The organism is Streptomyces sp. NPDC001492 (genome assembly GCF_053597275.1).
The window spans coordinates 15,588-40,955 of the sequence record NZ_JBSFHW010000041.1; the positions used below are offsets into that span (position 1 = coordinate 15,588).

General features: G+C 69.7%; 20 protein-coding genes, 2 tRNA genes, 2 pseudogenes and 1 riboswitch. Of the genes and pseudogenes, 9 read left to right on the forward strand and 15 right to left on the reverse strand.

The genetic code is table 11. The features are described from left to right. Positions 1-176: 176 nt before the first annotated feature. The 4 genes from ACWC1K_RS38050 (at position 177) to ACWC1K_RS38065 (ending at position 5,313) form a co-directional block, all read left to right on the forward strand. Entirely contained in the window at positions 177-1,601 is a 1,425-nt protein-coding gene (locus ACWC1K_RS38050; protein WP_099929881.1) for an MFS transporter, read from the forward strand. 82 nt (positions 1,602-1,683) lie between these two features. After that, positions 1,684-2,904, forward strand: coding sequence for an L-2-hydroxyglutarate oxidase (gene lhgO / locus ACWC1K_RS38055; protein ID WP_450837483.1), 1,221 nt, complete (start codon positions 1,684-1,686; stop codon positions 2,902-2,904). Between the two features lie 170 nt (positions 2,905-3,074). After that, positions 3,075-3,923 (forward strand): tRNA (guanosine(46)-N7)-methyltransferase TrmB, encoded by an 849-nt coding sequence (gene trmB, locus ACWC1K_RS38060; RefSeq protein ID WP_450837484.1) that lies wholly within the window; start codon positions 3,075-3,077, stop codon positions 3,921-3,923. A gap of 70 nt (positions 3,924-3,993) precedes the next feature. Continuing rightward, on the forward strand, positions 3,994-5,313 hold the full coding sequence (locus ACWC1K_RS38065; protein ID WP_450837486.1) for a PrsW family intramembrane metalloprotease: 1,320 nt from the start codon (positions 3,994-3,996) through the stop codon (positions 5,311-5,313). Between the two features lie 30 nt (positions 5,314-5,343). Here the strand turns inward: ACWC1K_RS38065 and ACWC1K_RS38070 are convergent, their stop codons facing one another. The 6 genes from ACWC1K_RS38070 to ACWC1K_RS38095 all read right to left on the reverse strand — a co-directional run bounded on the left by ACWC1K_RS38070 (position 5,344) and on the right by ACWC1K_RS38095 (position 11,764). Beyond that, entirely contained in the window at positions 5,344-6,294 is a 951-nt protein-coding gene (locus ACWC1K_RS38070; protein ID WP_450837487.1) for an aldo/keto reductase, read from the reverse strand. 108 nt (positions 6,295-6,402) lie between these two features. After that, the gene (locus tag ACWC1K_RS38075; RefSeq protein ID WP_450837488.1) at positions 6,403-7,419 is read right to left on the reverse strand and encodes a M23 family metallopeptidase; all 1,017 of its coding nucleotides are present in this window, start codon (positions 7,417-7,419) and stop codon (positions 6,403-6,405) included. Positions 7,420-7,430: 11 nt separating this feature from the next. Next, positions 7,431-7,588, reverse strand: a riboswitch (cyclic di-AMP (ydaO/yuaA leader). 253 nt (positions 7,589-7,841) lie between these two features. After that, the gene (locus ACWC1K_RS38080) at positions 7,842-8,924 is read right to left on the reverse strand and encodes a PP2C family protein-serine/threonine phosphatase (RefSeq protein ID WP_450837489.1); all 1,083 of its coding nucleotides are present in this window, start codon (positions 8,922-8,924) and stop codon (positions 7,842-7,844) included. Between the two features lie 107 nt (positions 8,925-9,031). Continuing rightward, positions 9,032-9,105: transfer RNA gene (locus ACWC1K_RS38085), tRNA-Met, on the reverse strand. 99 nt (positions 9,106-9,204) lie between these two features. Further along, entirely contained in the window at positions 9,205-10,326 is a 1,122-nt protein-coding gene (locus tag ACWC1K_RS38090) for an alginate lyase family protein (RefSeq protein ID WP_450837566.1), read from the reverse strand. A 307-nt stretch (positions 10,327-10,633) separates the two neighbouring features. Then, a complete protein-coding gene (locus ACWC1K_RS38095; RefSeq protein ID WP_450837490.1) occupies positions 10,634-11,764 on the reverse strand; it encodes a dihydrofolate reductase family protein in 1,131 nt (376 codons plus the stop codon). A 92-nt stretch (positions 11,765-11,856) separates the two neighbouring features. Here ACWC1K_RS38095 and ACWC1K_RS38100 point away from each other — a divergent pair, with 92 nt between their 5' ends. After that, positions 11,857-12,372, forward strand: coding sequence for a MarR family winged helix-turn-helix transcriptional regulator (locus tag ACWC1K_RS38100; RefSeq protein ID WP_450837491.1), 516 nt, complete (start codon positions 11,857-11,859; stop codon positions 12,370-12,372). A 123-nt stretch (positions 12,373-12,495) separates the two neighbouring features. Further along, positions 12,496-13,128, forward strand: a complete 633-nt coding sequence (locus ACWC1K_RS38105; protein ID WP_450837492.1) for a GTP cyclohydrolase II — start codon at positions 12,496-12,498, stop codon at positions 13,126-13,128. Between the two features lie 62 nt (positions 13,129-13,190). On the opposite strand, the gene ACWC1K_RS38110 is transcribed toward ACWC1K_RS38105, so the two are convergent. Both ACWC1K_RS38110 and ACWC1K_RS38115 read right to left on the reverse strand, forming a co-directional pair. Then, a complete protein-coding gene (locus ACWC1K_RS38110) occupies positions 13,191-13,313 on the reverse strand; it encodes a hypothetical protein (protein ID WP_450837494.1) in 123 nt (40 codons plus the stop codon). Beyond that, the gene (locus ACWC1K_RS38115; protein ID WP_450837495.1) at positions 13,298-13,741 is read right to left on the reverse strand and encodes an NADPH-dependent FMN reductase; all 444 of its coding nucleotides are present in this window, start codon (positions 13,739-13,741) and stop codon (positions 13,298-13,300) included. Before ACWC1K_RS38115 ends, ACWC1K_RS38110 begins: the two co-directional genes overlap by 16 nt. A 198-nt stretch (positions 13,742-13,939) precedes the next feature. Here ACWC1K_RS38115 and ACWC1K_RS38120 point away from each other — a divergent pair, with 198 nt between their 5' ends. Further along, complete coding sequence (locus tag ACWC1K_RS38120) at positions 13,940-14,491, forward strand: TSCPD domain-containing protein (protein ID WP_450837496.1); 552 nt, start codon at positions 13,940-13,942, stop codon at positions 14,489-14,491. A gap of 127 nt (positions 14,492-14,618) precedes the next feature. Then, positions 14,619-14,876, forward strand: coding sequence for a hypothetical protein (locus ACWC1K_RS38125; protein ID WP_450837498.1), 258 nt, complete (start codon positions 14,619-14,621; stop codon positions 14,874-14,876). Positions 14,877-14,967: 91 nt separating this feature from the next. Here ACWC1K_RS38125 and ACWC1K_RS38130 read toward each other — a convergent pair whose 3' ends face one another. The 3 genes from ACWC1K_RS38130 to ACWC1K_RS38140 form a co-directional block, all read right to left on the reverse strand. Continuing rightward, a complete protein-coding gene (locus ACWC1K_RS38130; RefSeq protein ID WP_450837500.1) occupies positions 14,968-15,234 on the reverse strand; it encodes a hypothetical protein in 267 nt (88 codons plus the stop codon). A 529-nt stretch (positions 15,235-15,763) separates the two neighbouring features. Then, a complete protein-coding gene (locus tag ACWC1K_RS38135) occupies positions 15,764-17,572 on the reverse strand; it encodes a caspase, EACC1-associated type (protein WP_450837501.1) in 1,809 nt (602 codons plus the stop codon). A 35-nt stretch (positions 17,573-17,607) separates the two neighbouring features. After that, entirely contained in the window at positions 17,608-18,027 is a 420-nt protein-coding gene (locus ACWC1K_RS38140) for a hypothetical protein (protein ID WP_450837502.1), read from the reverse strand. Between the two features lie 358 nt (positions 18,028-18,385). On the opposite strand from ACWC1K_RS38140, the pseudogene ACWC1K_RS38145 reads away from it, so the two are divergent. Next, positions 18,386-19,176 (forward strand): annotated as a pseudogene (locus ACWC1K_RS38145) (site-specific integrase); the annotation flags it as partial. Positions 19,177-19,274: 98 nt separating this feature from the next. Here ACWC1K_RS38145 and ACWC1K_RS38150 read toward each other — a convergent pair. From ACWC1K_RS38150 to ACWC1K_RS38165, 4 genes and pseudogenes are all read right to left on the reverse strand, one after another. After that, entirely contained in the window at positions 19,275-22,799 is a 3,525-nt protein-coding gene (locus tag ACWC1K_RS38150; RefSeq protein WP_450837504.1) for an NACHT and WD repeat domain-containing protein, read from the reverse strand. A gap of 249 nt (positions 22,800-23,048) precedes the next feature. Then, positions 23,049-23,121, reverse strand: a tRNA-Lys gene (locus ACWC1K_RS38155). A 100-nt stretch (positions 23,122-23,221) separates the two neighbouring features. Continuing rightward, positions 23,222-24,805: an amino acid permease gene (locus ACWC1K_RS38160; RefSeq protein WP_450837505.1), complete on the reverse strand. Its 1,584-nt coding sequence runs from the start codon at positions 24,803-24,805 to the stop codon at positions 23,222-23,224. 336 nt (positions 24,806-25,141) lie between these two features. Continuing rightward, positions 25,142-25,368, reverse strand: a pseudogene (locus ACWC1K_RS38165) (DEAD/DEAH box helicase); the annotation flags it as partial.

The following is a 25,368-nucleotide window of genomic DNA, read 5'->3' on the forward strand; positions in this document are numbered from 1 at the left end:
CCACACAGCGGGAGCATGGCGCAACTGCGCGTATCGGACCCGTACTTCAGTGCGGACCACAATCCCGCCATCCGGAACAATGCCCCTTAACGCTTGGGATGCGGCGAACTACGCTGGGTTTACGAATGCCGCGTGGTTATGCCAGCGCGGCAGCCGTCTGTGTCGAGGGGTGGCGCATGTCCAGGGAGCAACGCGGGCCGAACGAAAAACTCGGCGCCGTTCTCGCCCTCGCGGGAATCAGCAACGCAGGACTCGCGCGTCGTGTCAACGATCTTGGCGCTCAACGCGGGTTGACTCTTCGCTACGACAAGACGTCGGTGGCGCGCTGGGTGTCGAAGGGCATGGTGCCGCAGGGTGCCGCGCCGCACCTCATCGCCGCCGCGATAGGGCAGAAGCTCGGCCGCCCGGTGCCGCTCCACGAGATCGGCCTGGCGGACGCGGATCCCGCACCCGAAGTGGGCCTCGCCTTCCCCAGGGACGTAGGACAGGCGGTGCGGTCGGCGACGGAGCTCTACCGTCTCGACCTCGCCGGGCGCCGGGCCGGCTCCGGTGGCATCTGGCAGTCGCTGGCCGGATCGTTCGCAGTAAGCGCATACGCAACGCCTGCCTCACGGTGGCTGATAACACCGGCCGACAGTTCGGTGGCGCGCGAGGCGAACTCCGCCGACGGCTCGGGCGCACCGCTCAAAGTCGGCCACAGCGATGTGCAGAAGCTGCGGGAGGCCGCCGAGGACGCCCGGCGCTGGGACTCCAAGTACGGCGGAGGCGACTGGCGTTCGTCGATGGTGCCCGAGTGCTTAAGGGTGGAGGCCGCTCCGCTGCTGCTCGGCGCGTACTCGGACGAGGTCGGGCGCGCCCTGTTCGGGGCGAGCGCCGAACTGACCCGGCTCGCGGGCTGGATGGCCTTCGACACCGGGCAGCAGGAGGCCGCGCAGCGGTACTACATCCAGGCGCTGCGACTGGCCCGGGCCGCGGCCGACGTGCCCCTCGGGGGGTATGTGCTGGCGTCCATGTCGCTGCAGGCGACGTATCGCGGCTTCGGCGACGAGGGCGTCGATCTCGCGCAGGCCGCCCTCGAGCGCAACCGGGGGCTGGCGACCGCCCGCACCATGAGTTTCTTCCGGCTCGTCGAGGCACGGGCGCACGCGCGCGCGGGTGACGCGCAGGCGGCGGGCGCGGCACTGCGGGCCGCCGAAGGGTGGCTGGAGCGGGCCCGCGACGGTGACAATGACCCGTCGTGGCTGGGTTTCTACTCGTACGACCGCTTTGCTGCGGACGCGGCGGAGTGCTACCGCGATCTGAAGGCGCCGCGTCAGGTGCGGCGGTTCACCGAGCAGGCGCTGTCGAAGCCGACGGAGGAGTTCGTGCGGTCGCACGGGCTGCGGCTGGTCGTCTCGGCGGTGGCCGAGCTGGAGTCGGGCAATCTCGATGCGGCGTGCGAGCAGGGGGTGCGCGCGGTGGAGGTGGCCGGGCGGATCTCGTCCGCGCGGACCACGGAGTATGTGAAGGATCTTCTGCACCGGCTGGAGCCGTACGGGGACGAGCCTCGGGTGGTGGAGCTGCGGGAGCGGGCCCGGCCCTTGCTGATGGCACCGGCCTGAACCGCGGAAGGCGCAGGAGGACCTCTTTCCTTCCACGTTTGAAGTGATTGTCAGTGGCGCAGTGCACTATCGGTAGCGGGAGGTGGTGCAGGTGCGGCCGGGGATCGCTTACGACTGTGATGTGCTGGTGGTGGGGGGTGGCATCGTCGGGCTGTCCACGGCGTACGCGATCACGCGTGTCGCGCCGGGGACGCGGGTGACCGTGCTGGAGAAGGAGCCGGGGCCGGCCCGGCACCAGACGGGGCGCAACAGCGGGGTGATCCACAGCGGGATCTACTACCGCCCGGGCTCCCTGAAGGCGCGGTACGCGGTGCGGGGCGCAGCCGAGATGGTGAAGTTCTGCGCGGAGTACGGAATCGCGCATGCCGTCACCGGCAAGCTGATCGTCGCGACCGAGAAGGACGAGCTGCCACGGCTGCACGCCCTGGTGCAGCGCGGCCGGGAGAACGGCATTCCGGTACGGGAACTGGGCGGCGCCCAGATCGAGGAGTACGAGCCGGAGGTGCGCGGGCTCGCCGCCATACACGTCGGGACGACCGGGATATGCGACTTCGTGGGGGTCGCCCGGCAGCTGGCCGAGGCGTCCGGGGCGGAGATCCGGTACGGGGCGCGGGTCGAGCGAATCGACCGGCGCCCGGAGCTCGGGGTGGCCGTCCGGACGACGAGCGGTGAGGTCGTCCGCGGGCGCGTGCTGGTGAACTGCGCCGGGCTGTACTGCGACGAGGTGGCCTGGCTGACCGGGGACGACCCCGAGATGCGGATCGTGCCGTTCCGGGGCGAGTACTACGAGCTGGCCCGCCCCGATCTGGTGCGCGGGCTGGTGTATCCGGTGCCGGACCCGGCGTTCCCGTTCCTCGGTGTGCACCTCACGCGCGGGATCGACGGCGGCGTGCACATCGGGCCGAACGCGGTGCCTGCGCTGGCGCGGGAGGGATATGACTGGGGGGTCGTACGGCCGCGGGAGGTGGCGCGGACCCTCGCCTGGCCTGGGGCGTGGCGGATGGCCCGGCACCACTGGCGGTACGGGGCCGGTGAGCTGGCGCGGTCGGTGTCCAAGGCGGCGTTCACCACGGCCGTGCGGCGGCTTTTGCCGGCGGTGACCGCGGATGATCTGGTACCGGCCGCGGCGGGGGTGCGGGCGCAGGCGGTGCTGCGGGACGGGGGGCTGGTGGACGACTTTCTGATCAAGGAGGGGGCTCGGGCCGTGCATGTGCTGAATGCGCCCTCGCCTGCGGCGACCGCTTCGCTGCCGATCGGGCGGGAGGTGGCTGGGCGGGCGCTGGCCATGCTGGCGGCGGTGTGAGGTTGCCCGGGGGCGGGCCGCCGTCCCTGGGGGCCGCCGCCCCCAGACCCCCGCTTCGGCCCTTGAGGGGCCTCGTCCTCAAACGCCGGACGGGCTGGCATTGCCGACCGGCGCCGAGAAGTGGCACCCCGGACTGAGAGGTGCCTGCGCCCCGTAAAATCGACCCCACTGTGTCTGACTCCCTCAACACCCCCGAAGCCCCCCGCCCCGGCGATCACGTGCCGCACATCCCCGGAGTGTCCGTCCGGCATACCCGGACCAAGGGGGAGCCACGGTTCCCGGACGGGCCGAAGGCTGATCCTGCCGGGTCGCACTTCGAGCGCCGGATCCGGAGTTTTCAGCCGCGGCGGAGCCGGGTGACCGCCGGGCAGGCCGATGCGCTGCAGCGACTGTGGCCCAAGTGGGGGCTGGACATCGACGGGCAGCGGACCCTCGATCTCGGCGAGCTGTTCGGGAACGGCAATCCCGTCGTGCTGGAGATCGGGTTCGGGATGGGTGAGGCCACCGCGCAGATGGCCGCCGCGGACCCGGAGACGAACATCCTCGCCGTGGACGTGCACACCCCGGGGCAGGGGAACCTGCTCAACCTCGCCGACCACGACGGGCTGTCCAACGTCCGCGTGGCCAACGGGGACGCGATCATCCTGCTGCGCGAGATGCTCACCCCGGATGCGCTGGACGGGCTGCGGGTCTACTTTCCCGACCCGTGGCCGAAGAAGCGGCATCACAAGCGGCGGCTGATCCAGCCGGAGTTCCTCGACCTCGCCGCGGCCCGGATCAGACCCGGCGGCATCGTGCACTGCGCGACCGACTGGGAGCCGTACGCCGAACAGATGCTCGAAGTGCTGACGGCGCATCCGGAGTTCGAGAACACGCAGCCGGAGGGCGGTTTTGCGCCCCGTCCCGACTTCCGGCCGCTGACCCGTTTCGAGGGCCAGGGACTGGACAAGGGACATGTCGTGAACGACCTGCTCTTCCGTCGCGTACAGCACCACAACCAGCCCCCCACCGGCGCCTGAAGCCCCACGGCCCTGCGGGCAATCCGAAGTACCGTCGCGGGCGGCGCCCTCCCTCGTTAGGGTCAATGCCGTGGCCACCTTTCCCCCGTACCCGACGCATCCGCCACACCCCGGCGGCCCGGCCGGCGGTGCGCTCGGGCACGCTCACTGGTGGCAGCGCAGAGCGGTCCGGTACGGCGCGCTCATCACCCTGCTCGCGCTCTCCGGGCTCGTCATCCTCGCCCTGGTGCGCGAACAGACCGGCACCGAAGGGTTCCTGGTGGGGCTCGGGCTGGCCGTGCTGCCCGTGCCGCTTCTCATAGCCGCGTTCCGCTGGCTGGACCGCGTCGCCCCCGGCCCCTGGCGCAACCTGCTGTTCGCCTTCGCCTGGGGGGCCTGTGCGGCGGCGCTGATAGCGATCGTCGCCAACAGCTTCGCCACGAAGTGGATAGCGACGGCGACCGCCGACCCGTCCAGCGCGGACACCCTCGGCGCGACCGTCATAGCGCCCATAGTCGAGGAGTCCTCGAAGGCGGCCGCCGTGCTGCTCGTCTTCCTCTTCCGCAGACGCGACTTCACCGGGATCGTCGACGGCGTCGTCATAGCCGGGGTCACCGCCACCGGCTTCGCGTTCACCGAGAACATCCTCTACCTGGGCACCGCCTTCGGCACCGACCAGCTCACCGGTGACCGCGGCATCGCCTCCGTCACCGCGGCGACGTTCTTCGTGCGCATCATCATGTCCCCGTTCGCGCATCCGCTGTTCACCGTGCTCACCGGCATCGGCTTCGGCATCGCCGCGCTCTCCGCGGAGCGCCAGCACCTGCGGCGCGTCCTCGTCCCGCTCTTCGGCCTGCTGCTCGCGATGAGCATGCACGCGATCTGGAACGGCTCCTCGGACTTCGGCGAGTACGGCTTCTTCGCGGTGTACGCGGCCTTCATGGTGCCCGCGTTCGGCCTGCTGACGTGGCTGGTGATCTGGACCCGCCAGCGCGAACTGCGCACCGTGCGCGAGGAACTGCCCGCCTACGCCGTCGCGGGCTGGCTCACCCCCGCGGAGCCCTATGCCCTCGGTTCGATGCGGGCACGCCGGCTGGCCCGCGAACACGCCGCCCGCCACTTCGGCAAGCCCGCCGCATGCGAGGTCGCCCGGTACGAGGCGTACGCGACCTCGCTGGCCTTCCTGCGGCACCGGGGGCGCCGTGGCCGCGCCGGCGCCGACTTCGTCGTCAGGGAACGCGAGTTGCTGGACGAGCTGTGGCGGCGCCGGGAGGTGGCACGCCCGGCGCTGGACCACGCGGCGCGGATGACGGCGCCCCCGGTGCCGGTGGCGGCGCCGCCCTGGCCGGTGTACGGGGCGTACGGGTACCCGGCGGTGCCGAATCCCGCGTACAACCCGTACCGGTCGTAGGACCTGAGGCCAGTCACAGGACCAGGGGGGTCAGGCCGACGCTTCCGTCAGGCGGGCGACCTCGGTGTCCGTGAGCGTCAGCTCGCCCACCGCGAGCAGTGCCGGGAGCTGCTCCACCGTCCGCGCGGAGGCGATCGGGGCGGCGACCGTCGGCTGGGCCGCGAGCCAGGCCAGGGCCACCGTGGCGACCGGGGCGTCGTGGGCCTGGGCGATCTCGTCGAGGGCGGTCAGGACCCGCTGCCCCCGCTCGGACTCCAGGTGCTTGGCCGCGCCGCCCGCCCGCGGGCTGTCGACCGTCGTGCCGGGCCGGTACTTGCCGGTGAGGAAGCCGGAGGCGAGGGAGAAGTACGGGACGGCGGCCAGACCGTAGCGCGCGGCCAGGTCCTGCAGCTCGCCCTCGTACGTGTCGCGCGAGACCAGGTTGTAGTGCGGCTGCAGGGCCACGTACTTGGCCAGGCCCTCGCGGTCGGAGAACTCCAGGGAGGCGCGGAGCCGGTCGGGCGAGATGTTGGACGCGGCGATGTGCCGGACCTTGCCGGCCTGCACCAGCTCGTCGAGGGCGCCGACGATCTCCTCGACCGGCACCTCGGGCTTGTCGAAGTGGGTGTAGTAGAGGTCGATGTAGTCGGTGCCGAGGCGGCGCAGGGAGGCCTCGGCCGCGGCCTTGATGTTGGCCGCGGACAGGCCCTGGAACTCGGGGTGCTGGCTGACCTTGGTGGCGATGACCACGTCGTCGCGGTTGCCGCGCGCCCTGACCCACTTGCCGATGATCGTCTCGGACTCACCGCCCTGGTTGCCCTCGGCCCACGACGAATAGGAGTCGGCGGTGTCGACGAAGTTGCCGCCGGCGGCCGTGTAGGCGTCGAGCACGGCGAAGGAGGTGGCCTCGTCGGCGGTCCAGCCGAAGACGTTGCCGCCGAGGGAGAGCGGGAAGACCTCGAGGCCGGAGGAGCCCAGCTTGCGCAGAGAAGGAGAAGTCATGCCAGACGTCAACGTCCGCCCCGGAGGCCGGTCTTCCGCAGCGGGCGCAAAGATCCCGTAAACAAGCGGACTACGGCACTCCGGGTACGGACGGAGAACGTACCGGTGTCAGGGGTTGAGGCCCTTGCTGCGCAGCCACGTCATCGGGTCGATGCCGGTGTCCTGGCCGTCGGGGTGGACCTCGAGGTGCAGGTGCGGGCCGGTCACGTTGCCGGTGGCGCCGATGCGGCCGATGACGTCACCCGTGCCGACCTTCTGGCCGACGCTGACGCTGATCGACGACTGGTGGCAGAACCAGAGCTCCGTGCCGTCGTCGAGGGTGAGGATCGTGCGGTAGCCGTACGAGCCCGCCCAGCCGGCCTGGGTGATGGTGCCGGAGTGGATGGCCTTGATGAGCGTGCCCGTGGGGGCGGCGAAGTCGAGGCCCGTGTGGTAGCCGGAGGACCACATGGAGCCGGCCTGACCGAAGGTGCCGGTGATCGTGTACGACACGACCGGCAGCTTGAACTGCTTGGCCAGCTCGGCGAGCTTCGCGGCCTCGGCGGCCTTCTTGGCGGCCGCCTCCGCCTTCTCCTTCGCGGCGGCGGCCTTGGCCGCGGCCTCCTTCTCGGCCTTGGCGGCGGCGTCGTCGACCTGCTGGGCGAGGGCCGCCTCGGTGGCCGCCTGGCTCTTGCTGTCGATCTGGACCTGCTGCGACTCGGCCTGCGCCATGATCCGGTCGCGCAGCGCCTCACCGGCGCCCTGCGCGGTGCCTGCGGACGTGGTGGCGACATCGCTGAGCGCGGTCGCGGAGCCCTTGGGGGCGTCGGAGCCGCCGTCGAAGACATGGCCCACGGAGGCGAGATCGGGCATGGAGATCGACACCGGCGGCTTGCCGGTGTTGGCGCTGGCCATGCCGCCCGCGCCGACGGCGGCTATGACGCCGACGCCGAGGACCGTGGAGCTGCGGGCGAGTCCCCCGCCGCGCTGCTTGGCGACGCGGTGCCGGCCGCGTACCGGGGCGAGGGAGTCCTCGGTGGGATTCCACTCCTCCCAGGGGCCCTCGTCGGTGCGTCGGACGGCGAAGCCGAAGGGCTCGGTGCTCGGCACGAACGGGGCTTGTGGGGCAGGCGGGTTGGACGCCACGTGGGCGTGCTCCTTTCCTTCCTTCTCGCCTACCGGGTTAGCTGACGGGTTCGGAGCAGGAAGGTCTCCTACGCGCGTATACCTGCCGTGCTGCCACGGCTGTATCAGCGCGATTCACCCCAGGGTGGTGGTTCCCCGGTTCCCTTGCGGGATTCGGCGCGTGCGCACGGAGCCGCCTCTTGTGACGGCTGGGACGACCGCGCTGCGTTATCGAACGTTAATAGACCCGGGGTGCCGATTCCAAGGTGTTCCGCTTGATCATTAACCTTTCCGACCTGGACGTACGGCGCATGAACGGCGAAAAACGGGCGAGTTGACCGCACCTCAGAAACCCCACAAGTATTGACCGTATGTCAGTTGTTATGCGGAGTGGGTTCACCTGATCACACCCGGTCACCTACGGGAAGGAAGTGTGAAGACGGTCAGGGCCGTCGTACGGCGAGCAGCGCCATGTCGTCCGCCATGGCCTCACCGGCGTATCTGCGCACCTCCCGCGCGAGGGTGACGAGCAGCGCCGCGGGGTCGTGGAAGACCCGGCCGGCGAGCCGTTCCGCGGGCTCGAAGAACACCCCCTGCTCGTCCCGCGCCTCCGACAGCCCGTCGGTGTACAGCAGCAGCGTGGCCCCACTGCGGAACGCGGTCTCCTCGGCGCGGTCGGGCCAACTCCCGAGCCCGCCCATGCCGAGCGGCAGGGCGGGCTCGCGGGCGTGCAGGGTGCGCACGGTGCCGTCCGGGCACAGCAGCAGCGGGGGCGGATGGCCGCGGGTGACGATGCGTACGACGCCTTCGCCGTGCGGGAGTTCGGCGAGCACGGCGGTCGTGAACCCCTCGAACAGCTCGATCCCCGCCCGCCGCGTCGCCTCGCGCTCCAGCGCCCGGTCCAGCCGCTGCGCGACCGCCTCCAGCGTGGCCTCCTGCTCGGCGGCCTCCCGGAAGGCCCCGATGACCACGGCCACGGCGGCCACCGCCCCCATTCCCTTTCCGCGTACGTCGCCCACGACCAGCCGTACGCCGTGCGGGCTGTCCTGCACGGCGTACAGGTCGCCGCCGATGGACGCGTCCGCCTGCGCGGCCTCGTACCGTGCCGCGATCGCGAACCCGCCGATCCGCTCGGCGGGCTCGGGCAGCACGGCGCGCTGGGCGGCCTCGGCGATCTCGCGCTGCGAGGCGAGCTCCTCGCGGCTGCGGCGGACGAGGAGGTTGATGAGGACGGCCAGCACGGAGACCGTCGACACGGTGGCCAGCTCGGTCACCGCCTCGACCTGGAGGAGGATGCCCACCTCGGCGTGGATCGCGGTGACGACCAGGACGGTCGCGACGCCGGTGAGGACCGTCCCCCGGCGCGAGTAGAGCGGGGCGGCGACCAGGGGTGCGGCCGTGAAGAGGGGGCCCGCCGTGAACCGCGACGGGGTGAGGTAGTCGTAGCAGGTCCCGCCGACGATCAGCAGCGCCGGGAGCAGCCGCACGAAGGTGCGTGCGTATGAGATCGGCCCCTCGTGCTCCACCCCTCAAGGTTTCCCGGGACGGCGGCGCGGGGCGAGCCGGATGGCCCGACCGGGGGAAACACTCAGGGCCGGAGTCCAGTGACTGGACTCCGGCCCTGAGCCTTGAGTAGCGGGGACAGGATTTGAACCTGCGACCTCTGGGTTATGAGCCCAGCGAGCTACCGAGCTGCTCCACCCCGCGTCGTTGTGTAACCAGCATACGCCATCCGCGGGGCTGTCTGCGCCAGGGTTTACGTCCGCCCTGGTTCACCTGTGTTTTTTGGGGTGCGCGGGGCCTGCGTCAGGCGGCCGGGTTGTCCGCGTGGGTGAGCGTCTCCCAGGAGACGAAGAGGTCGTCGGTGCCGGCCGGGCGGGTCTGCTCGACCAGCTTGTGGGCGGCCGGGACGGGGGTGCCGAGCCGGTTCTCCAGATGGTTGAGGACGACCTCCAGGTCGGGACCCATGTTCCCGACGACCCTGCCGCCGCACAGCCACCGCGGGGGCTTCTCCCCCATCTCGTAGCGGGCGTGGAAGTCGAGGGCCGCCTTCAGCCGGTCCTTGACGTCGTCGTACAGGTCCACGCCCTGGTGCCAGGCGGTCTCGGCGATGTGCGCGGTGGCGGCGAGGGAGTAGCCGACGTGCTTGAAGTTGCGGCAGGTCTCCTGCGCGATCCCGTCCTCGAACTTCGTCTCCTTGAACCAGTACGTCTCCAGCTTCTGCACGGTGTTGGCGTCGGAGCCGGCCGGGGTGAGCGGGATCTTGCCGTCCTTGCGCAGGTAGAAGTAGTCGGGCACCAGGCCGCGGAAGCGTTTGACGGCGGCGTCGAAGGTCTTGTGGTCGTCGGTGAAGACGGCGATCCCGATGGCGGCGTCGGTCATCGCGAGGTCCCAGTTGCCGTTGTAGTCGGGGAGGTCCCTGGTGACCTCGGGAAGGTAGGCGGTGCGCAGCATGGCCGCGAACCGCCGTACGCGGTCGGCGGGCCAGCCGGCGCCCGGTGCGTACCGGACGATCTCCGCGGCCCGCGCCCAGGTCGACCCGGCCCAGGAGGACTGCAGCTGGGCGTCCTGCGCCGTGTGCCGCTTCAGCTGCGCCGACCAGGCGTCCATGATCTCCCGCGCCTTGAGGGCGTGCTGTCGCTCGCCGGTGACGCTGTACAGGAGGGCCTGCGTGTAGGCGGCGATGGCGTCCTGCCGCTCCTCCAGACAGCCCTTCGCGCCCTTGCCGCCCCAGGGACAGTTGACGACCGCGGTCGGCTGGGCCGTGTACTTGTACGAGCCGTACTTGCTGTCCCGCATGTCGAGGAACGCCTGGAGCCAGGGCTGCTTGCCCGCGATGACGTTCTTGCGTACGACGTCCAGCTGGGCCTGGCTGACGAGGACACCGGGGTGGGTGAACGATGTGCCCGGGGGCAGCGCCCTCGCCATGGTGCGGGTGCCCGGGTCGGTGCCGCAGGAGGCGACGAGCGCCGTCAGCAGGAGGACGAGGAGAACTGCCGCCGCACGTCTGGGAACTGACCTCACTGGCTCTACCTCCGCGATCGCCTCCGGCCGGTACGGTCAGGGTCGCCCTCCCGGAGGTCGGGCGCAGGATCTGTTGGGCCGATCGGCCGGTGCGCGGTGGTTGTGGCGGGCGGTGCTGGGGGCTGCCGCCCCCAGACCCCCGCTCTGCGGCCTGAACGGCCTCGTCCTCACACGCCGGACGGGCTGGAAGATGCCGACCGGCGGCGAAATGTCACCCCAACAAATGATCGTTCGGCGCCTTTGCCCGCCCCGCGTGCTCCTCCAGTACGACCACCTCGACCCCCCGCCCCGCCAGCAGCCCGCTCCCGTCCGCCCCCGCGACGAACGTGTCCGGCTCGCGCCAGGCCGTGACCACCCGGCGTACCCCCGCGTCGAGGATCAGCCGTGCGCAGGGCTTGGGGCGGGAGGCGCGGTGGGCGCAGGGTTCCAGGCTGCTGTAGACCGTCGCCGTCGCCAGCCTCGGGTCGGCCGGGTCCAGCTTGGCCAGGGCCGCCTCCTCGGCGTGGACGACCGGGTCGTCTCCCTCGCGGGAGTGACCGCGGGCGAGTTCCGTGCCGTCGGCGGCGACGATCACCGCGCCGACGCTGAAGGCCGTGCGCGAGGGCGGGCACTCGGCCGCAAGCTCGCAGGCGAGGGCCAGCCAGTGGTGGTCGGCGGCGGTGGGGAGCGGGCCGGTGCCGGGGGCCGTGGGCTCGTAGCGCATGAGGACCACGTCCTCGATACGGCGGGTTTCCGTGAGGCGCAGGCGGCCGGACTGGTAGGCGCCGGGGCCGAAGAGGCGGGGCGCGTCCGGGTCGCCCACGAAGAGGGGGGCCAGGACCAGCTGGAGTTCGTCGGCGAGGCCCTGCTGGAGGAGCTGGGTGTGGATCGTGCCGCCGCCCTCGACCATCAGGCGCCGCACACCGCGTACCGCGTGCAGATGCTCCAGGAGGCGGCGCCAGTCGAGGTCGGCGCCGAGCGGGACGACGTCGGCGGCGATGCCCAGGGCGCGGGCGCGCTCGGCGCCCTTGTCGGTCGTGAAGACGAGCTTTTCGCCGCCCGTGTGCCAGAAATGGGCGTCCGGGTCCAGGTCGCCGGAGCCGCTGACCGTGACCTTGAGCGGGTACTCCGGCTGTCCGGCGGCCACGCGGGCGGCACGGCGCTCGGGCGAGTTGACCAGCAGACGGGGGTTGTCGGCGCGGATCGTGCCGGCGCCGACGAGGATCGCGTCGACGGAGGCACGGACCTCGTCCACGCGGTCGAAGTCCGCCGGGCTGGAGAGCAGGAGGCGCTCGGGGCCGGTGTCGTCGAGGTAGCCGTCGAGGGAGACGGCGGCGGACAGCAGGACGTACGGGTACGGCATCGGACGTTCTCACTCTCGGCGGCGGACGGGCTGGGACGACGGCTGCGATCGGGACGCTTGGTTAAAGTTTGAAACAAACCTACACTGGTCACATGACGACTCGCTGGCTCACGGAGAAGGAGCAGCGCGCCTGGCGCGCGTACATCGCGGCGACGCACCTCCTGGAGGACGCCATCGACCGGCAGCTCCAGCAGGACGCCGGCATGCCGCATCTGTACTACTCCATCCTGGCCAACCTCTCCGAGGCGCCCGACGGCAGGCTGCGCATGACCGATCTCGCGGAGCGGGCGAAGATCACACGCAGCCGGCTGACGTATGCCGTGACCCGGCTGGAGAAGGACGGTCTGATCCGGCGCGAGGACTGCCAGTGGGACAAGCGCAGCAGCTTCGCCATGCTCACCGACGAGGGGATGGCCGTGCTGGAGCGGACGGCGCCCGGACATGTGGAGACCGTGCGTTCGCTGCTCTTCGACCAGCTGACCCCGCAGCAGGTCGAGCAGGTGGAGGAGATCTTCTCGGGAGTGGTGCAGGCGCTGGAGCGGGAGGAGGAGCGCCCGACCTCGGATGAGGTTCCCTGGCGCCGCCGCTCCTCCGGTCCGTGTTCCTGAGACGGCCCGGAAACCCGACGTATCCCGAAAAGCTGTTGCTTCAAATTTAAAGCATGGGGTAGGGTTCCCGACCATGCAGCTGCTTCAAAACTGAAGCAGATATGGACGACACCGGAGACCCGCATGCCCGACTTCCCCGCCGCCACCCCGCGCTCCCGCGTCCGGGTCCCGCTGCGCTTCCAGGACGGCTACAGCGTCGACGCCGAACTGGTCACCTTCCACGGTCTGGCCGACGGCCAGGAGCACGTGGCCGTCGTCCTGGGCGACCCGGCTCCCGGTACAACGCCGCTGGTCCGCCTGCATTCCGAGTGCCTGACCGGCGACGTGTTCGGCTCGGCCCGCTGCGACTGCGGTCCGCAGCTGCGGGAGGCGGTCGAGCGGATCGCGGACCGCGGCGGTGTGCTGCTCTACCTGCGCCAGGAGGGGCGCGGCATCGGCCTGTACAACAAGCTGGACGCCTACGCCCTCCAGGACCAGGGCCTCGACACGTACGAGGCGAACGCGGCCCTGGGGCTGCCCGAGGACGACCGCGACTACACGGCGGCGGCGCAGATGCTGGGGGCCCTGGGCATCGACAGCCTGGACCTGCTGTCCAACAACCCCGACAAGGCCGGTCAGCTCCGCGATCTGGGCATCGATGTCCACGACCGCGTCCCCACGGGCGTCTTCACCACCGCCCACAACGTCCGCTACCTGCGTGCGAAGGTCCTCCAGACCCAGCACACGCTGCCGCTCGCGGAGCTGAGCGCGGGCTGACCCGGCCCGGCTCGGGTCGGTTCAGGCCGGTTCGGGCCAATGACGGCCGCGCTCCCGTCGCCCTACGCAGCCCCGGCCGCCCGAGCCGTCAACAGCCGCAGCACCTCGGCGAGTTGGTGGCGCACCTCCGGATCGGCGGCGACCCCGTCCGCGCCGACCGCCTCCCGAGTCACCGGGATCCGCACGCAGGCCGGCTCCACGATGTCGGCGCCGGTGTAGCCGAGCACCGTCCGCAGCGTGGCCTCCGCGCCCCGGCCACGCCCCGGCGCGGCCGGGGCGCGGAGGCCACCGGCTTGTCGCAGATCTCGGTGCCGCCGACCGTCCAGTCGAGCAGGTTCTTGAACGCCCCCGGCAGGGTCCCCGCGTACTCCGGAGTGCAGACCAGCACCCCGGCCGCCCCCTCGATCGCCGCCCGCAGCCCGGCCACCGCCTCCGGCAACGGGTCCACGTCGTCATCGGGGTTGAAGTGCGGAAGGCCCGCCAGACCGTCGTAGAGCACGGCCCGCACCGGCACCGACGGCGCCACGGCCCGCGCGGTGCGCAACACGGCCTCGTTGGTGGAGCCCACCCGCAGACTCCCGGACAGCAACAGGATCACCGGCACCGTGGACATCGGCCCAACTTACTGCGGGCCGCGCCCTCTTCCGGCGCGCCACAACCGCTTCTCCGCCCTCTCACCCCTATCTTCAACCCCAACATGTTGTGGCCGACGGCGAGTTGGTGCCCACAGATTGTGTACAAGGGCGTAACCCGCCGGAATTGAGCCACGCAGGTCCGGGACAGCGCAGAGCGACGACGAGTGAGGGCGTTCATGACGGAGCGATTCGGGGACCGTACGACACGGGCGGCAGGCGAGACGCGGGCGGCGGCCCGGCCCGCCGTACCGCGCCCCGCGAGGCGTATGCGGTCGACGACCCGGTCATTCAGCGTCGGCGAGGGCAAGGGGTACCTCACCGTCGCGCACGCGCCCGACGGCCGCGTGGCCGGGGTGATGGTCCGCATGGCCAAGCAGGGCTCCACACTCGCGGGCATGATGGACGCCTTCTCCTCGACCGTCACCCGGGGGCTGCAGCACGGCGTCCCGCTCGACATCCTCGTGGCGGACTACGTCGGGACCCGCTTCGAACCCTCCGGCCTCACCAACGACCCGGACATCAAGCAGGCCGGCTCCGTCATGGACTACGTCGGCCGCCGCCTCGCCCTCGACCACCTGCCCTACGAGATCCGGGCCGGCCTCGGCATCCTCACCGCCGCGGAACGCACCGCGAAACAGACCCTCGACGGTGTCGGCGACGCCGTGTGGACCGATCTCGTGGGCCTGTCCATGTCCGCACCGATGGTGGGGCGGCCGCGCCGCGGCTGAGGACCGTACGAAAAAACGACACGGCGCGCGGACAACCGCAAGATCCCAAATGACTACTATCAGTGCATATATTGTCACAATACGTAGTCAGCCAGGGCGTCGCGCCCGGGTAAGAAAGGGTCTAACCATGCGCAAGTTCCAGCGCGTTGCCGTCGTAGCCGCAGCGATCGCGGGCCTGTCCGCCTTCGGCGCCGGTGTCAGCTTCGCCCACGACCACGGCCACGAGGACGAGGGGGTCACCGCCGTCGCCAACTCCCAGTCCAACGCCGTGGCCTACGACGACGACAGCCACAGCGGGCGCCACGGCAGCCCGGACGCAGCCCCCGCCTTCACGACGGGGAGTGACTTCAGCCTCGGGAACGTCACTCCGCCGGCAGCCAAGTAACGAACCCCCGCCCAGCAGGCCACGGTGAACGGCCACGGCCTGCTGGGCGCTCACCCAGCAGGCCGTTCATCCGGCAGCAGCCGGCCGCGGCTTACTTGCCGAAGGCGTTGCTGCAGCCCATGTCCGAACCCTCGGTGGTGCTCTGCGCCCCCGTGTTGCCCTCGCCGTTGAGCGCGTTGCCCAACAGGCCGTTGATGAGGCCGACCTCACCGAGGACGCTGATGTTCAGGTCGTGCGACCTGCAGGTGGTGCTCTGCTGGACACCGACGCCACCGTCGGCGTGGGCGCCGCCGGCGCTCAGAAGCCCGACAGTCCCGAGGGCGGCGACCAGGACGGCGGCCTTGCGAAGCTTGTGCATGTCATCTCCGGTGGAGCGAAGTGGATGCGACCTGTGACAGATCAACTCCTTGTTGCCACCGGAGATTAGTGGTAAATACCCCAAAACGGACGGCAGCGCGCCAGGTGTCGTGATCTCGCATGTGTTCTCGCGGCGAAAACCCCGCGGCCGGCGTCAGACGACCCGGAGAGTCGCCCGTGGTCGGAGGGGCCGCCGAGGTGCGCCCGACCTTGATCCCGAACGTGCCCGGCTCGACGACCATGCGCAGTTCACCGTCCACCAGCGTGAGGTCCCGGCTCGGCGTGACGCCGAAGGAGACGGTGACCCGCTGCCTGGCTCCCCATGGACCCTTCGCACACCGCGCAGCCGGAGGTACGGCAGCGACACCGACGTCTGGTGGTCCGTCACGCACAGCTGCGCCACCTCCGTGCCGGCCCGCTGTCCCGTGTTGGTGATGTCGACGCGCACCCGGGTGGTGGCGCCGGCCCCGATGGCGTCGTCGGTCAGCCGGATCCGGTCGCAGCGGAACGTGGTGTGTCGCCCCGTCCGCTCACGCATGAAGATTCGTAGGCAAGGCATGCAAATCCCCGTGGGAGTCCGTCATGTACAGCCAGTCATTGGTACAGGCCGGGGCCCCTTGGCGGTCAGAGCTCAGAAGCACGTCGTAAGAGCGGAGCTTTCGGCCGACGGGGAGTTTCCAAGCTGTCAGCGTCGCCGCACGGTCAGCAGTGAAGAGAGTGTCGCCTACCGCGAACGGCCGGGTGAGAACACGCCCTTTGGTCTTCCGATCCCATAGCTGGGCACCACTCTTTGCATCTAGGGCCACAAGCCGGTTCTCCACGTCACCGAACACCACCAACCCGCCCAACGCAGCCGGAGCGACAGCTAGGTCGGCTGCTGCCTCGAACCGCCACAGCGGTTCACCGGTAGCCGGGTCGACGGCCACGATGCTCTGGCGAGAGAGATCGACCCGTTGCACCAAGTAGATGCCGGAGTCGGTGACAGCCCCTTCTCCGGAAAGCGGCCCTTCGGCCCGGTAAGACCAGATTGGTTGGCCTGTGACTTCCAGGAATGCCTGGACGCGCTTCTCCGCCAGGTCCGTAGCGTCACCCGGAGGCCGGGGCTCCTCGGTGATGACGATCACCCTGCCTGCGGCCACTTCAGGAGGACAGACAGCTGGTTGCCCCAACACTTGTGACCAGCGAACGCCTTCGGACCGGACATCGATTGAGTGCAGGAAGCCGTCCGGACTCGTTGCGTACAGAGTTTCTCCAGAGACGCTCAGAAGGCCGTCGCAGACCTGCAGCCGGGCAGACCGCCGAGGTTTCCCCGTTCGCAGATCGACGGTCCGCAGCAAGCTCCCTGGGCCTGGAAAGTAGGCAGTGCCACTGTGGAAGACGGCGCCGCCGGGGTAGTTCGTCTGAATCAGGGGGTATCGGCGGCGGGACTCGGCGTCGAACACATGCAAGCTGTACTTTTCGTGTACTACCAAGGTGCCGCCGGAAAGGACCGGCTGACGAGCGGAGCCGGAAGCGGCCGAGATCCGCCAGGGCACTTCAACGCGACGGATCGGGGACGTGCTGGCAGCCCGGCCGCTCGGCGTCGTCTTGGCAGTACGAGAAGACCGCTGCCGACGCTTCTTCTTCACCCTGGCCAGCGCTATGTCGTACTGAATCTCGCCGCCCATCCGCGGCGTCTGTTCGACCCCCTCCAGGTGGAGCCGCTCAGAGGTGTACTTGAACAATTCCTGAAGGGTGACAAAACCATCGCCATTGAGATCGGCGTCACCACTGCGCAAGCCTTCGACAATCGCTGAGGTAAAGCGCGAGAGTGCGGGTGTCTCCGCGTCGGAGTGATCCCCTTCCCAGGCTCGCTGCATCCGGGTGCCGGCCGTGATGATGACACGGCCGTGGCCGGCAGCGAGTACCTCCTCGAAGCCTGCCGATTCGCTCCCCTTGGCGCCCGGAATGAACAATCCGCTGTAGCAGCAGTCCACCACGACAACAACGCTGCGGGCACGGCACTCGTCCATCATGTCGTGGACGAAACTCGCGGAGATCGCCGAGTGCGCTGGGCGCTCTGGATCGGTGTTCCGAACGGCGAAGTAAAGCTTGTCGCTTCGGTTCCTGACCCCGTGGCACGAGAAGTAGAGCAGACAGACGTCATCCCGTCGGGCAGTGAGGAAGAACTCCTCGATCGCCCGCTCCAGCGTGGGCCGGTCGGCATCGACCAGTGTTTGGACCTCGAACTGACCAATCTCCGGATCGCGCAGGACCTCGGTCAATCCAGCGCAGTCCGCCTCTGGAGACAGCAGCTTGGAGAGTTCAGGGCGGTCGTATGTTCCGGTGCCGATGAGCAAGGCCCTGCGGTGGCCTTCGCCCAATGCCGGGGCAGTCACGAGGTGGAGGACTGCGGTTGCACAGGGCCCGTCTCATCTTCCTCAGGCGCCCCGCCCTGTGCCACGAAGGCGTCGATCAACCGTTCCCGCTCAATATCCGAAGCGTCGCTCAACTCGATGGTGCGGCCGTCCAACTCCACCTTGATGCCGCGAACCGGACGGTTCTGCAGCCAAATCCCGGCGAGGTTGAGCACTTGACGCAGGACGAAGGGGGCGGCGGTGACAACAACCGTTCCGGCAGCGATCAGTTCACCGCTCTTCGCCCCTGCCGCGACACCAACGGGAGAGCGCGCCAACTGTGCGTCTGCCACATCCAGTTCGAGGAGAGAGCGACGCAGTTGGCTGCTAAAGCTGAGGAGTTCGTCCTCATCGGAGTCCGAAAGCCCCATCAACTCCAGCCGTACGGTCTTACTCATTCCCACGCCCCGCGATCTCTGCTTTGTGTCCAGAGCACCTTACTTGCAGTGACCGTCCAGCGGTGGGCCTCCAGCGAATCAACCGTCGCCGCATGGCCTCGCGCTGCCGCCCATGTCTTGGCCGTTGATGAGTTGAGGACGCCAACTCGGCCCGAGCGAGGTCATCACAGGCCCGTGCGTTCCGCCACAAGTTGCCGATGGGGTCAGCCTCCGCGTCACCGCAGCCTGGATCTGCGAGACCACAGGGCCCGACACTGAGCCAGACGAGACAGCGTCCACCGACACCCCGGGCACGGGCGCCATGGCTGACATCGTCCAGGTCGAGCAGGCGCTTCGCTATCCACCTTGTCGCTCGCAAGAAGAGCGGGTCCGGCGCTGGCGCGAGACGGGCGAGATCCCCGGCCCGGTCATGGTGTGGACCCCACAGCAGTTCGGCACCTTCCTCGACGCCGCAGAGGGTGACCGTCTGTACGCGGCCTTCCACCTGATGGGCACCCGCGGCCTCCGCCGCGGCGAGGCGGTCGGCCAGGACTGGCACGAGATCGACCTCGACGCTGGCCTCATTACCCCCGCCAAGGAGATCGTGGTGGACGGCTGGGACCTCTACGAGTCCGAGCCGAAGACGGATGGCAGTGCAACACGATCGCGCTGGACAGCATGAACATCGCCGTACTGCGCGACCACAAGGCCCGCCAGGACAAGGAGCGGGCCAAGTGGAACGCCGCTTGGCAGAACACGGGCAAGGTCTTCACCAAGGAGGACGGCTCCTGGCTCCACCCCGAGACGGTCTCCGAGACCTTCCGCCGCATCCTCGCCACGACCGACCTGCCGCCCATCACCCTCCGGGACCTACGCCACGTCGCCGCGACGCTCACGCACGGAGGCGGCGGCGACATCCACACGGTGAAGGAAACCCTGCGGCACTCCACCATCACGCTGACCTCGGACACGTACACGAGCCTGCTCCCTGAGCTGGACCGTGAAATCGCCGAGAAGGCAGCGAAGCTGATCCCCAGGTCGCGTCCGGCTGATTCGTCCGCCCAAGCGGCCCCCGAGGCCACGAGCGCATCCGCTCACGCATCGCTCACGCAGTGGCTCGAAAGCGAAGCAGCGCCCGAGCCGACCGAAGGCGCCCCGGACGCTGCGTAGCAGGTCAGAGGGCGTGTCCCCCGCCTACAACCCGTAGGCCCTGTGAGACTCGAAGCCACTGGTTGGGCGGTGCCTGGTTGGTTGCCGCCCAGTCGATTTCACCGGTCCGGCAGGAGGAAGCCACGTCGTTCGCGCTCGGTGAGTTGCCGGAAAACGCGAGAACGACCTGCCTCGAGAAGGGCGTCGAGGTCTGCGGCCGGATCCCAGATTCTGACCGTGCGGTCGCGGGAGGCCGTGGCCAGCCGCGAGCCGTCGGGGTGCCAGGCCAGGCCGTTGACCTGATCGTCATGGACTCCGATCACCTTCAGCTCCCGGCCGTCGGCCGGATCCCACAGCCGGACGGTGCCGTCCCAGGACACGGTCGCGAGTCGTCCACCGTCGGGGGACCAAGCGACTCCCTGGACCCGCTCCCGGTGGCCGGCCAGCAAGCGCAGTTCAGTGCCCGCCAAGGGGTCCCAGATTCGTACGGTGTTGTCCCGCGAGCCTGTGGCGAGTCGCTGTCCGTCGGGGGCCCAGGAGATGCTCCACGCATAGTCCCTGTGTCCGTGGAGCGTTGCCGCGACGGTTCCTTCCTCGGTGTCCCAGACGCAGAGTGCCTTGTCCGTCAGCGAAGTGGCGAGATGACTGCCGTCGGGAGACCACGCGGCGCCACCGAGCCAGTGGTCGCGGCCCTGGAGCACCTTGAGTTCGGCGCCGTCGGACGCGTTCCACAGGCGTGCGGTGCGATCGCGCGAGGTCGTGGCGATCCGTGTGCCGTCAGGTGACCAGGACACGCTCGTGATCTCGTCAGCGTGACCGCGGAGTGCGAAGAGTTCGGTCCGGTCACCGACCTGCCAAACGGTGGCGACACCTCCGCGTGACACCGTGGCCAGCCGTGAGCTGTCGGGCGACCACACCGCCTGGGACACGTCCCCCGCGTGCCTGAGTGATCCCACCGCGTCGCCTCGGCCCTCGTCCCAGATCACGGCCGTACCGTCCTGGGAGGCTGTGGCGAGACGAGTGCCGTTGGGAGACCACGAGACACTCGTCACCGATCCCTTGTGGCCGAGCAGGGTGCGGCTCTGGCCGCCGGGTGCGGTTACATCCCACACGGCGACCGTCCTGTCCCGGGAGACAGTGGCTATCCGGGAGCCGTGCCAGGCGATGCCGTTGACGCTGTCGGTGTGGCCGGACAGCAGTGTTGCCTCACCCGTGTCCAGGTCCCAGACGCGAGCCGTACGGACTTCGTCGCCCACAGCGAGGCGTCGGCTGTCAGGAGACCATGCGACGCAGCTCAGCTTCTCCCCGCAGTCCAGCTGCTTCAACAGCGCCCCCGTACCGGCCGTCCCGGCATCGGCGTCCACTTCGGCAACGGCCGAGACGAAGACATTTCGGTCCTCCGACACCGATGCGAGCAACTGTCCGTCGGGCGACCAGGCCACGGCCGAGACACCGGCCCGGTGCCCGGCCACTGCGGCGACTTCCCGGCCGGTGGCCATGGACCAGACACGCACCGTGCCGTCGTCCGATGCACTGGCGACCCTCCGCCCGTCGGGAGACCACGACACATCCCATACCGGCCGTTCATGGCCGGTGAACCGGGTCAACTCCACAAGGTTCATCGCGTCCCAGGTCCGTACGGTCCGGTCGCTGCTCGCCGTGGCCAGCCGCTCCCCGTCCGGTGCCCACGCGACGCCCTCGATCGCCTCGCCATGTCCGGTTAGCACACCGGCTTCGGCGCCTGTCTCGACGTCCCAGATGGTGGCGGTGCTGTCCCGAGAACCGCCGACCACGTGCTTTCCGTTGGGCGACCAGGCCAGCGACTGCACACGACTGCCGCCGCCATCGGGAGCGAGAACGACGGGATCAGCGGGCTGCTCGCTGTTCCAGACCCGGATCGTGCCGTCATCGGAAGCCGTCGCCAGTCGGGCTCCATCGGGCGACCAGGCCACGGCGTTGATGTCCTCCCCGTGACCGCGGAAAACAGCCCGTAGCCGAGAGGCGTTGAAGGCGGTGTGCAGCGCCTGCTGGGCCGCCGAGGTAGGGGCACATTCCTCAAGCGCGGCGAGAGCCCCGAGGATCGCCAGCTGTGGATCACTCGTGGCGATCTCCACCACACGAGCTGCCACCGCGTCGGCGAGGCGCTCCAGGGACGCTCGGTCCAGACGTGCGGAGCACTCCAGGAACTCCGCCACGAGCGGCACACCGGTCAGAGAACCGTCCGCCTCGTCGACCCACTGGCGCGCGACGCGCAGCCGCTCGCCGTTCAGGAGATACGCCTCCTGGCGGCCCGAGTGCTCCCAGTCCCGAGCCCAACGTTCCAGCTCCGTACGGTGGCGAAGCTCCTCCGTCCGTGCGGCTACCGCCTGGCGCAGTGGTGGCCACTGCCGGAACAGCGCCTCGTGAGCGACATCCAGGACCCCATCGGCGCTGGTGAGCAGCCGACCCGCGACAAACGCCTCGGCCACGGCATTTTCCTGCTCCGTGAGTTCTCCGCGATCGACACGGCGACGGGTCGGCTCGCCGTGCTCCAGGGTGACGAACCTCAACAATGTCGCGAGGACCGGAGCCTCCTCGTCCGACGCCCGCAGCTCCACGCTGATCCGGTCCGCCTGGTCGGAGAGTGTCCCGGCGACGCCGCCCAGCTGTCGGTAGTCCTCCTCCGTCACGGTTCCGCCGGGACCGACCCGGAGATACAGCTCCTGGAGGGTGTATGCGAGCAGCGGCAGCGCGTCGCCACCGCCGGTCTCGTCCACCATCAGAGCGGTGACCATTGGCGCGAAGGCCAGGCCGGCGCACTCGGCCGGTTTCTCGATCACCTGGAACAGCTCCGGACGGCCAAGCACTCCCACGAGCGTCGGTTGCCGCACCAACTCGGCCTGCCCGTTCTCCAGGAAAGCCGTGAGGAAATCCGATCGCAACGTGGCCACCACCCACAGCAGAGGATCCGCAGCGAGCGCCTCCCTGATCAGGGAAAGGAAGACTTCCCTCTCCCGCTCCCCGCTGAGCGTGAAGAGCTCCTCGAACTGGTCGACCACAAGCAGCAACGGCACAGTCCGTCCGCCTCGCACGGAACGCACCCGGTCCGCACACCGTCTCAGGCCCTCAGCACCCCCCGCCAGCTCCGCCCGCACCTGATCGACGGTCATGTCCCTCCCCACCGCGGCCAGACTCGATGCCAGACTGGTCAGCGGATCAGCACCCGGTGTGCAGGGAGATGCAATCGCCCAACGCCCGCGCCGCTGGCGTAGGGCAGGCAGCAGCCCGGCCAGCACCAGCGAGGACTTCCCGCTGCCCGAAGGGCCGATCACGGCAACGAACCGGTGGGCACGACTCGGCATGGAGGGGTGCAGCCTGCCGACGAGGTCCCTGATCTCCCGGTCCCGGCCGAAGAACACACCGGCGTCGCCCTCGGTGAACGGTTCCAGCCCCGGATACGGCGGCTGCGTGGAATTCCAATTCCGCTTGATCGCGGCAGGCCGCTCCAGGAGATGCAGCCACACCTGCCCCGCGACCAGAAGCACGAGCGCGACCCCGACCAGCGGCACCGACCACTCCCGCAGTACCCGCAGTGGCCAGGGCACGTGGTCCGCCTCGCCGGTGGCGTAGTTGGTCGCGATGCCCAACAGAGCGCCGACCAACATGACCAACACGTCCACGACGAGCTTTGCCGGACGACGATCCACCCTTGCCCCCGCGTCGACAGATCACCAATGTGCCGCCGACTCTATGCGCGCCCGCTCACCGTCAACCAGCCGATCCGTAGGCCACGAGCACATCCGCTCACGCATCGCTCACGCACAGCCCCGAAAACGAAGCAGCGCCCGACCCGACCGAAGCCGACTCAGGCGCTGCGTAGCAGGTCAGAGGCTGTTTCCCTCCCCCACCACCGGTAGGCCCTGTGGGACTCGAACCCACAACCAATGGATTAAAAGTCCACTGCTCTGCCAATTGAGCTAAGGGCCCCTGGCGATGTTGCCTCCCCGAGCATAGCCGGACACGGCCGCGTCTCCGATCGGGTATCGGGGACACGGCCGTGTCCGGAGGCGAAGATCCGGCCGGAGTGTCAGGGATCGACCTTTTCGGGGGCTCCCGCGGAAGCATCCCCGGAGGCCGCCACGCGGGACGCCTCCCTGGCGCGCGTGCGTTCGTGGCCCGGGTTGAGGAACCAGTGCCGGGCCGACGCGCCCCACCACGCGGCCGCGAAGCCCAGGACGGCCAGGACGGCGACCGGGGCGTAGTTGAAGCTCTCCCAGGTGACCGGTGAGACCTGGGGCAGCATGAAGAGGACCGTGATCACGCCCACCCAGGCCACCGAGACGATGCCGACCGGACGCGACCAGCGGCCCAGGTGCCACGGCCCCCGCACGAAGTCGTCGCCCTTGCGCACCCGCAGCAGCGTCGGGATGACGTACGCGATGTACAGGCCGATGACGGCGATCGACGTCACCGCCGCGTACGCCGTCACATTGATCAGATACGGCAGGCCGAGGAGCAGCGCTCCGACCGCCGCCAGCCACACCGCTGCCACGGGCGTCCGGGTCCGCGGGCTCACCGTGTGCCACACGCGCGAGAAGGGCAGCGCGCCGTCGCGGGAAAAGGCGTAGATCATGCGGCTGTTGGCCGTCACCGAGGCCATCCCGCAGAACAGCTGCGCGCCGATGACGACCAGGAGCAGCAGCTTGCCCGCCGTGGCGCCCAGGGCGTCCAGCAGAATCTGGGCGGGCGGCGCGCCGGTGGGCGAGGCGAGCTCCTTGTCGTAGGACTGGATGGCGAAGGTGAAGCCCAGCAGCAGCACGAAGCCGGCTATCCAGGATGTCCAGATGGACTGGACGATGCCCTTCGGGCCGGCCGTCGACGCGTCGTGTGTCTCCTCCGTCATATGGGCGGAGGCGTCGTAGCCGGTGAAGGTGTACTGCGCCATCAGCAGGCCCAGGAGCACCACGTACACACCGCTGCCCCAGCCCGTGTTGTTCACGAACTTCGTGAACACGAAGGACGCGGACTGGTGGTGGTCCGGTACGAAGGCCAGCGCGCCGACGATGACGCCGACGCCGAGCACGTGCCACCACACGCTGATGTCGTTGAGGAGCGCGACGATCTTCACGCCGAAGGTGTTCAGGAGGCCGTGCAGCAGCAGGATCGCCGCGAAGAGCAGGACGGTACGGCCCGGTGTGACCTTGAAGTCGAACTGCAGGTTCAGATACGCGCCCAGGAAGGACGCGGCGCCGAAGTCGATGCCCGCGGTCACGGCCACCTGGCCCAGCACGTTGAACCAGCCCGTGAACCACGCCCAGGCGGCGGCCGAACGCGGGGGCGCCAGGCGGTGGGCCCAGAAGTACAGGCCCGCCGAGGTCGGGTACGCCGAACAGATCTCGGCCATCGACAGGCCGACGAACAAGGTCATCAGGCCTACGGCGACCCAGCCCCAGGTGATCACCGAGGGGCCGCCCGTGTTCATGCCGAACAGATAGAGGGTGAGACAGCCGGAGAGGACCGAGATGATCGTGAAGGAGACCGCGTAGTTGGAGAACGCCGACATGCGGCGGGCAAGGACCTGCGTGTAGCCGAGCTGGGCAAGCCGTTCTTCGTCGGACAACCCCGAGTCGGAGGGTCCCGACTTCCCGCTCGCTATGGCGTCATCTGTCATGCCCCCAGCGATTCCCTCGCCAGAGGCGTGACATGCATCACAGCATGGCCAAAAAATGCCCCTGCCGGCCTGCCCGGCGCCATCGGTCCGCACCCGCCCGCCGCAGGAACCATTGCCCCCGCCGCCGTTGTGCTGAAGGCGCCCCGCGCTGCCCCGTGCGACCAGCCCGTTCTTCCCGTCACCGGCGCTCTCGCCGACGCCGGTGACCGCCTGGTGCACCGCTTCCCGGCCGCCGCAGACCTTTGCGCGGGCCTCCGGCGTCCTGGACATCCGGCGGGACATGCGAAGGGCCCGTACGACCGAAGTCGTACGGGCCCTCGCTCAGTTCACCCGGTGTCAGCCGTTGCGCTTCCAGCGCGGCTTGTCCTCGCGGCGGCCGAAGGAGGAGGAGCCGCCTGTGGTGCCGCGGTGGTCGTCACGGCGGCCGTAGGGGCGCTCGTGGCCGCCGGAGCGGAAGCCCGGGCGGTCGCCCTGACGGTCCCGGTTGAAGGGACGGTCGCTGCCGCGGTGCCCACCGCGCTCGTCACGGCGCTCGAAGGAACGGCCGGCCGGACGGTCGTCGC

What these genes read in the sequence shown, in the direction of transcription:
- ACWC1K_RS38105 (WP_450837492.1), top strand. Translation starts at nt 12,496, where the DNA reads ATGCCCGACTTCCCCGCCGCCACCCCGCGCTCCCGCGTCCGGGTCCCG.
- ACWC1K_RS38140 (WP_450837502.1), bottom strand. Translation starts at nt 18,027, where the DNA reads ATGAGTAAGACCGTACGGCTGGAGTTGATGGGGCTTTCGGACTCCGAT.
- ACWC1K_RS38125 (WP_450837498.1), top strand. Translation starts at nt 14,619, where the DNA reads ATGCGCAAGTTCCAGCGCGTTGCCGTCGTAGCCGCAGCGATCGCGGGC.
- ACWC1K_RS38160 (WP_450837505.1), bottom strand. Translation starts at nt 24,805, where the DNA reads ATGACAGATGACGCCATAGCGAGCGGGAAGTCGGGACCCTCCGACTCG.
- ACWC1K_RS38070 (WP_450837487.1), bottom strand. Translation starts at nt 6,294, where the DNA reads ATGACTTCTCCTTCTCTGCGCAAGCTGGGCTCCTCCGGCCTCGAGGTC.
- ACWC1K_RS38050 (WP_099929881.1), top strand. Translation starts at nt 177, where the DNA reads ATGTCCAGGGAGCAACGCGGGCCGAACGAAAAACTCGGCGCCGTTCTC.
- ACWC1K_RS38115 (WP_450837495.1), bottom strand. Translation starts at nt 13,741, where the DNA reads ATGTCCACGGTGCCGGTGATCCTGTTGCTGTCCGGGAGTCTGCGGGTG.
- ACWC1K_RS38100 (WP_450837491.1), top strand. Translation starts at nt 11,857, where the DNA reads ATGACGACTCGCTGGCTCACGGAGAAGGAGCAGCGCGCCTGGCGCGCG.
- ACWC1K_RS38095 (WP_450837490.1), bottom strand. Translation starts at nt 11,764, where the DNA reads ATGCCGTACCCGTACGTCCTGCTGTCCGCCGCCGTCTCCCTCGACGGC.
- ACWC1K_RS38130 (WP_450837500.1), bottom strand. Translation starts at nt 15,234, where the DNA reads ATGCACAAGCTTCGCAAGGCCGCCGTCCTGGTCGCCGCCCTCGGGACT.
- ACWC1K_RS38090 (WP_450837566.1), bottom strand. Translation starts at nt 10,326, where the DNA reads ATGGCGAGGGCGCTGCCCCCGGGCACATCGTTCACCCACCCCGGTGTC.
- ACWC1K_RS38150 (WP_450837504.1), bottom strand. Translation starts at nt 22,799, where the DNA reads ATGTTGGTCGGCGCTCTGTTGGGCATCGCGACCAACTACGCCACCGGC.
- ACWC1K_RS38120 (WP_450837496.1), top strand. Translation starts at nt 13,940, where the DNA reads ATGACGGAGCGATTCGGGGACCGTACGACACGGGCGGCAGGCGAGACG.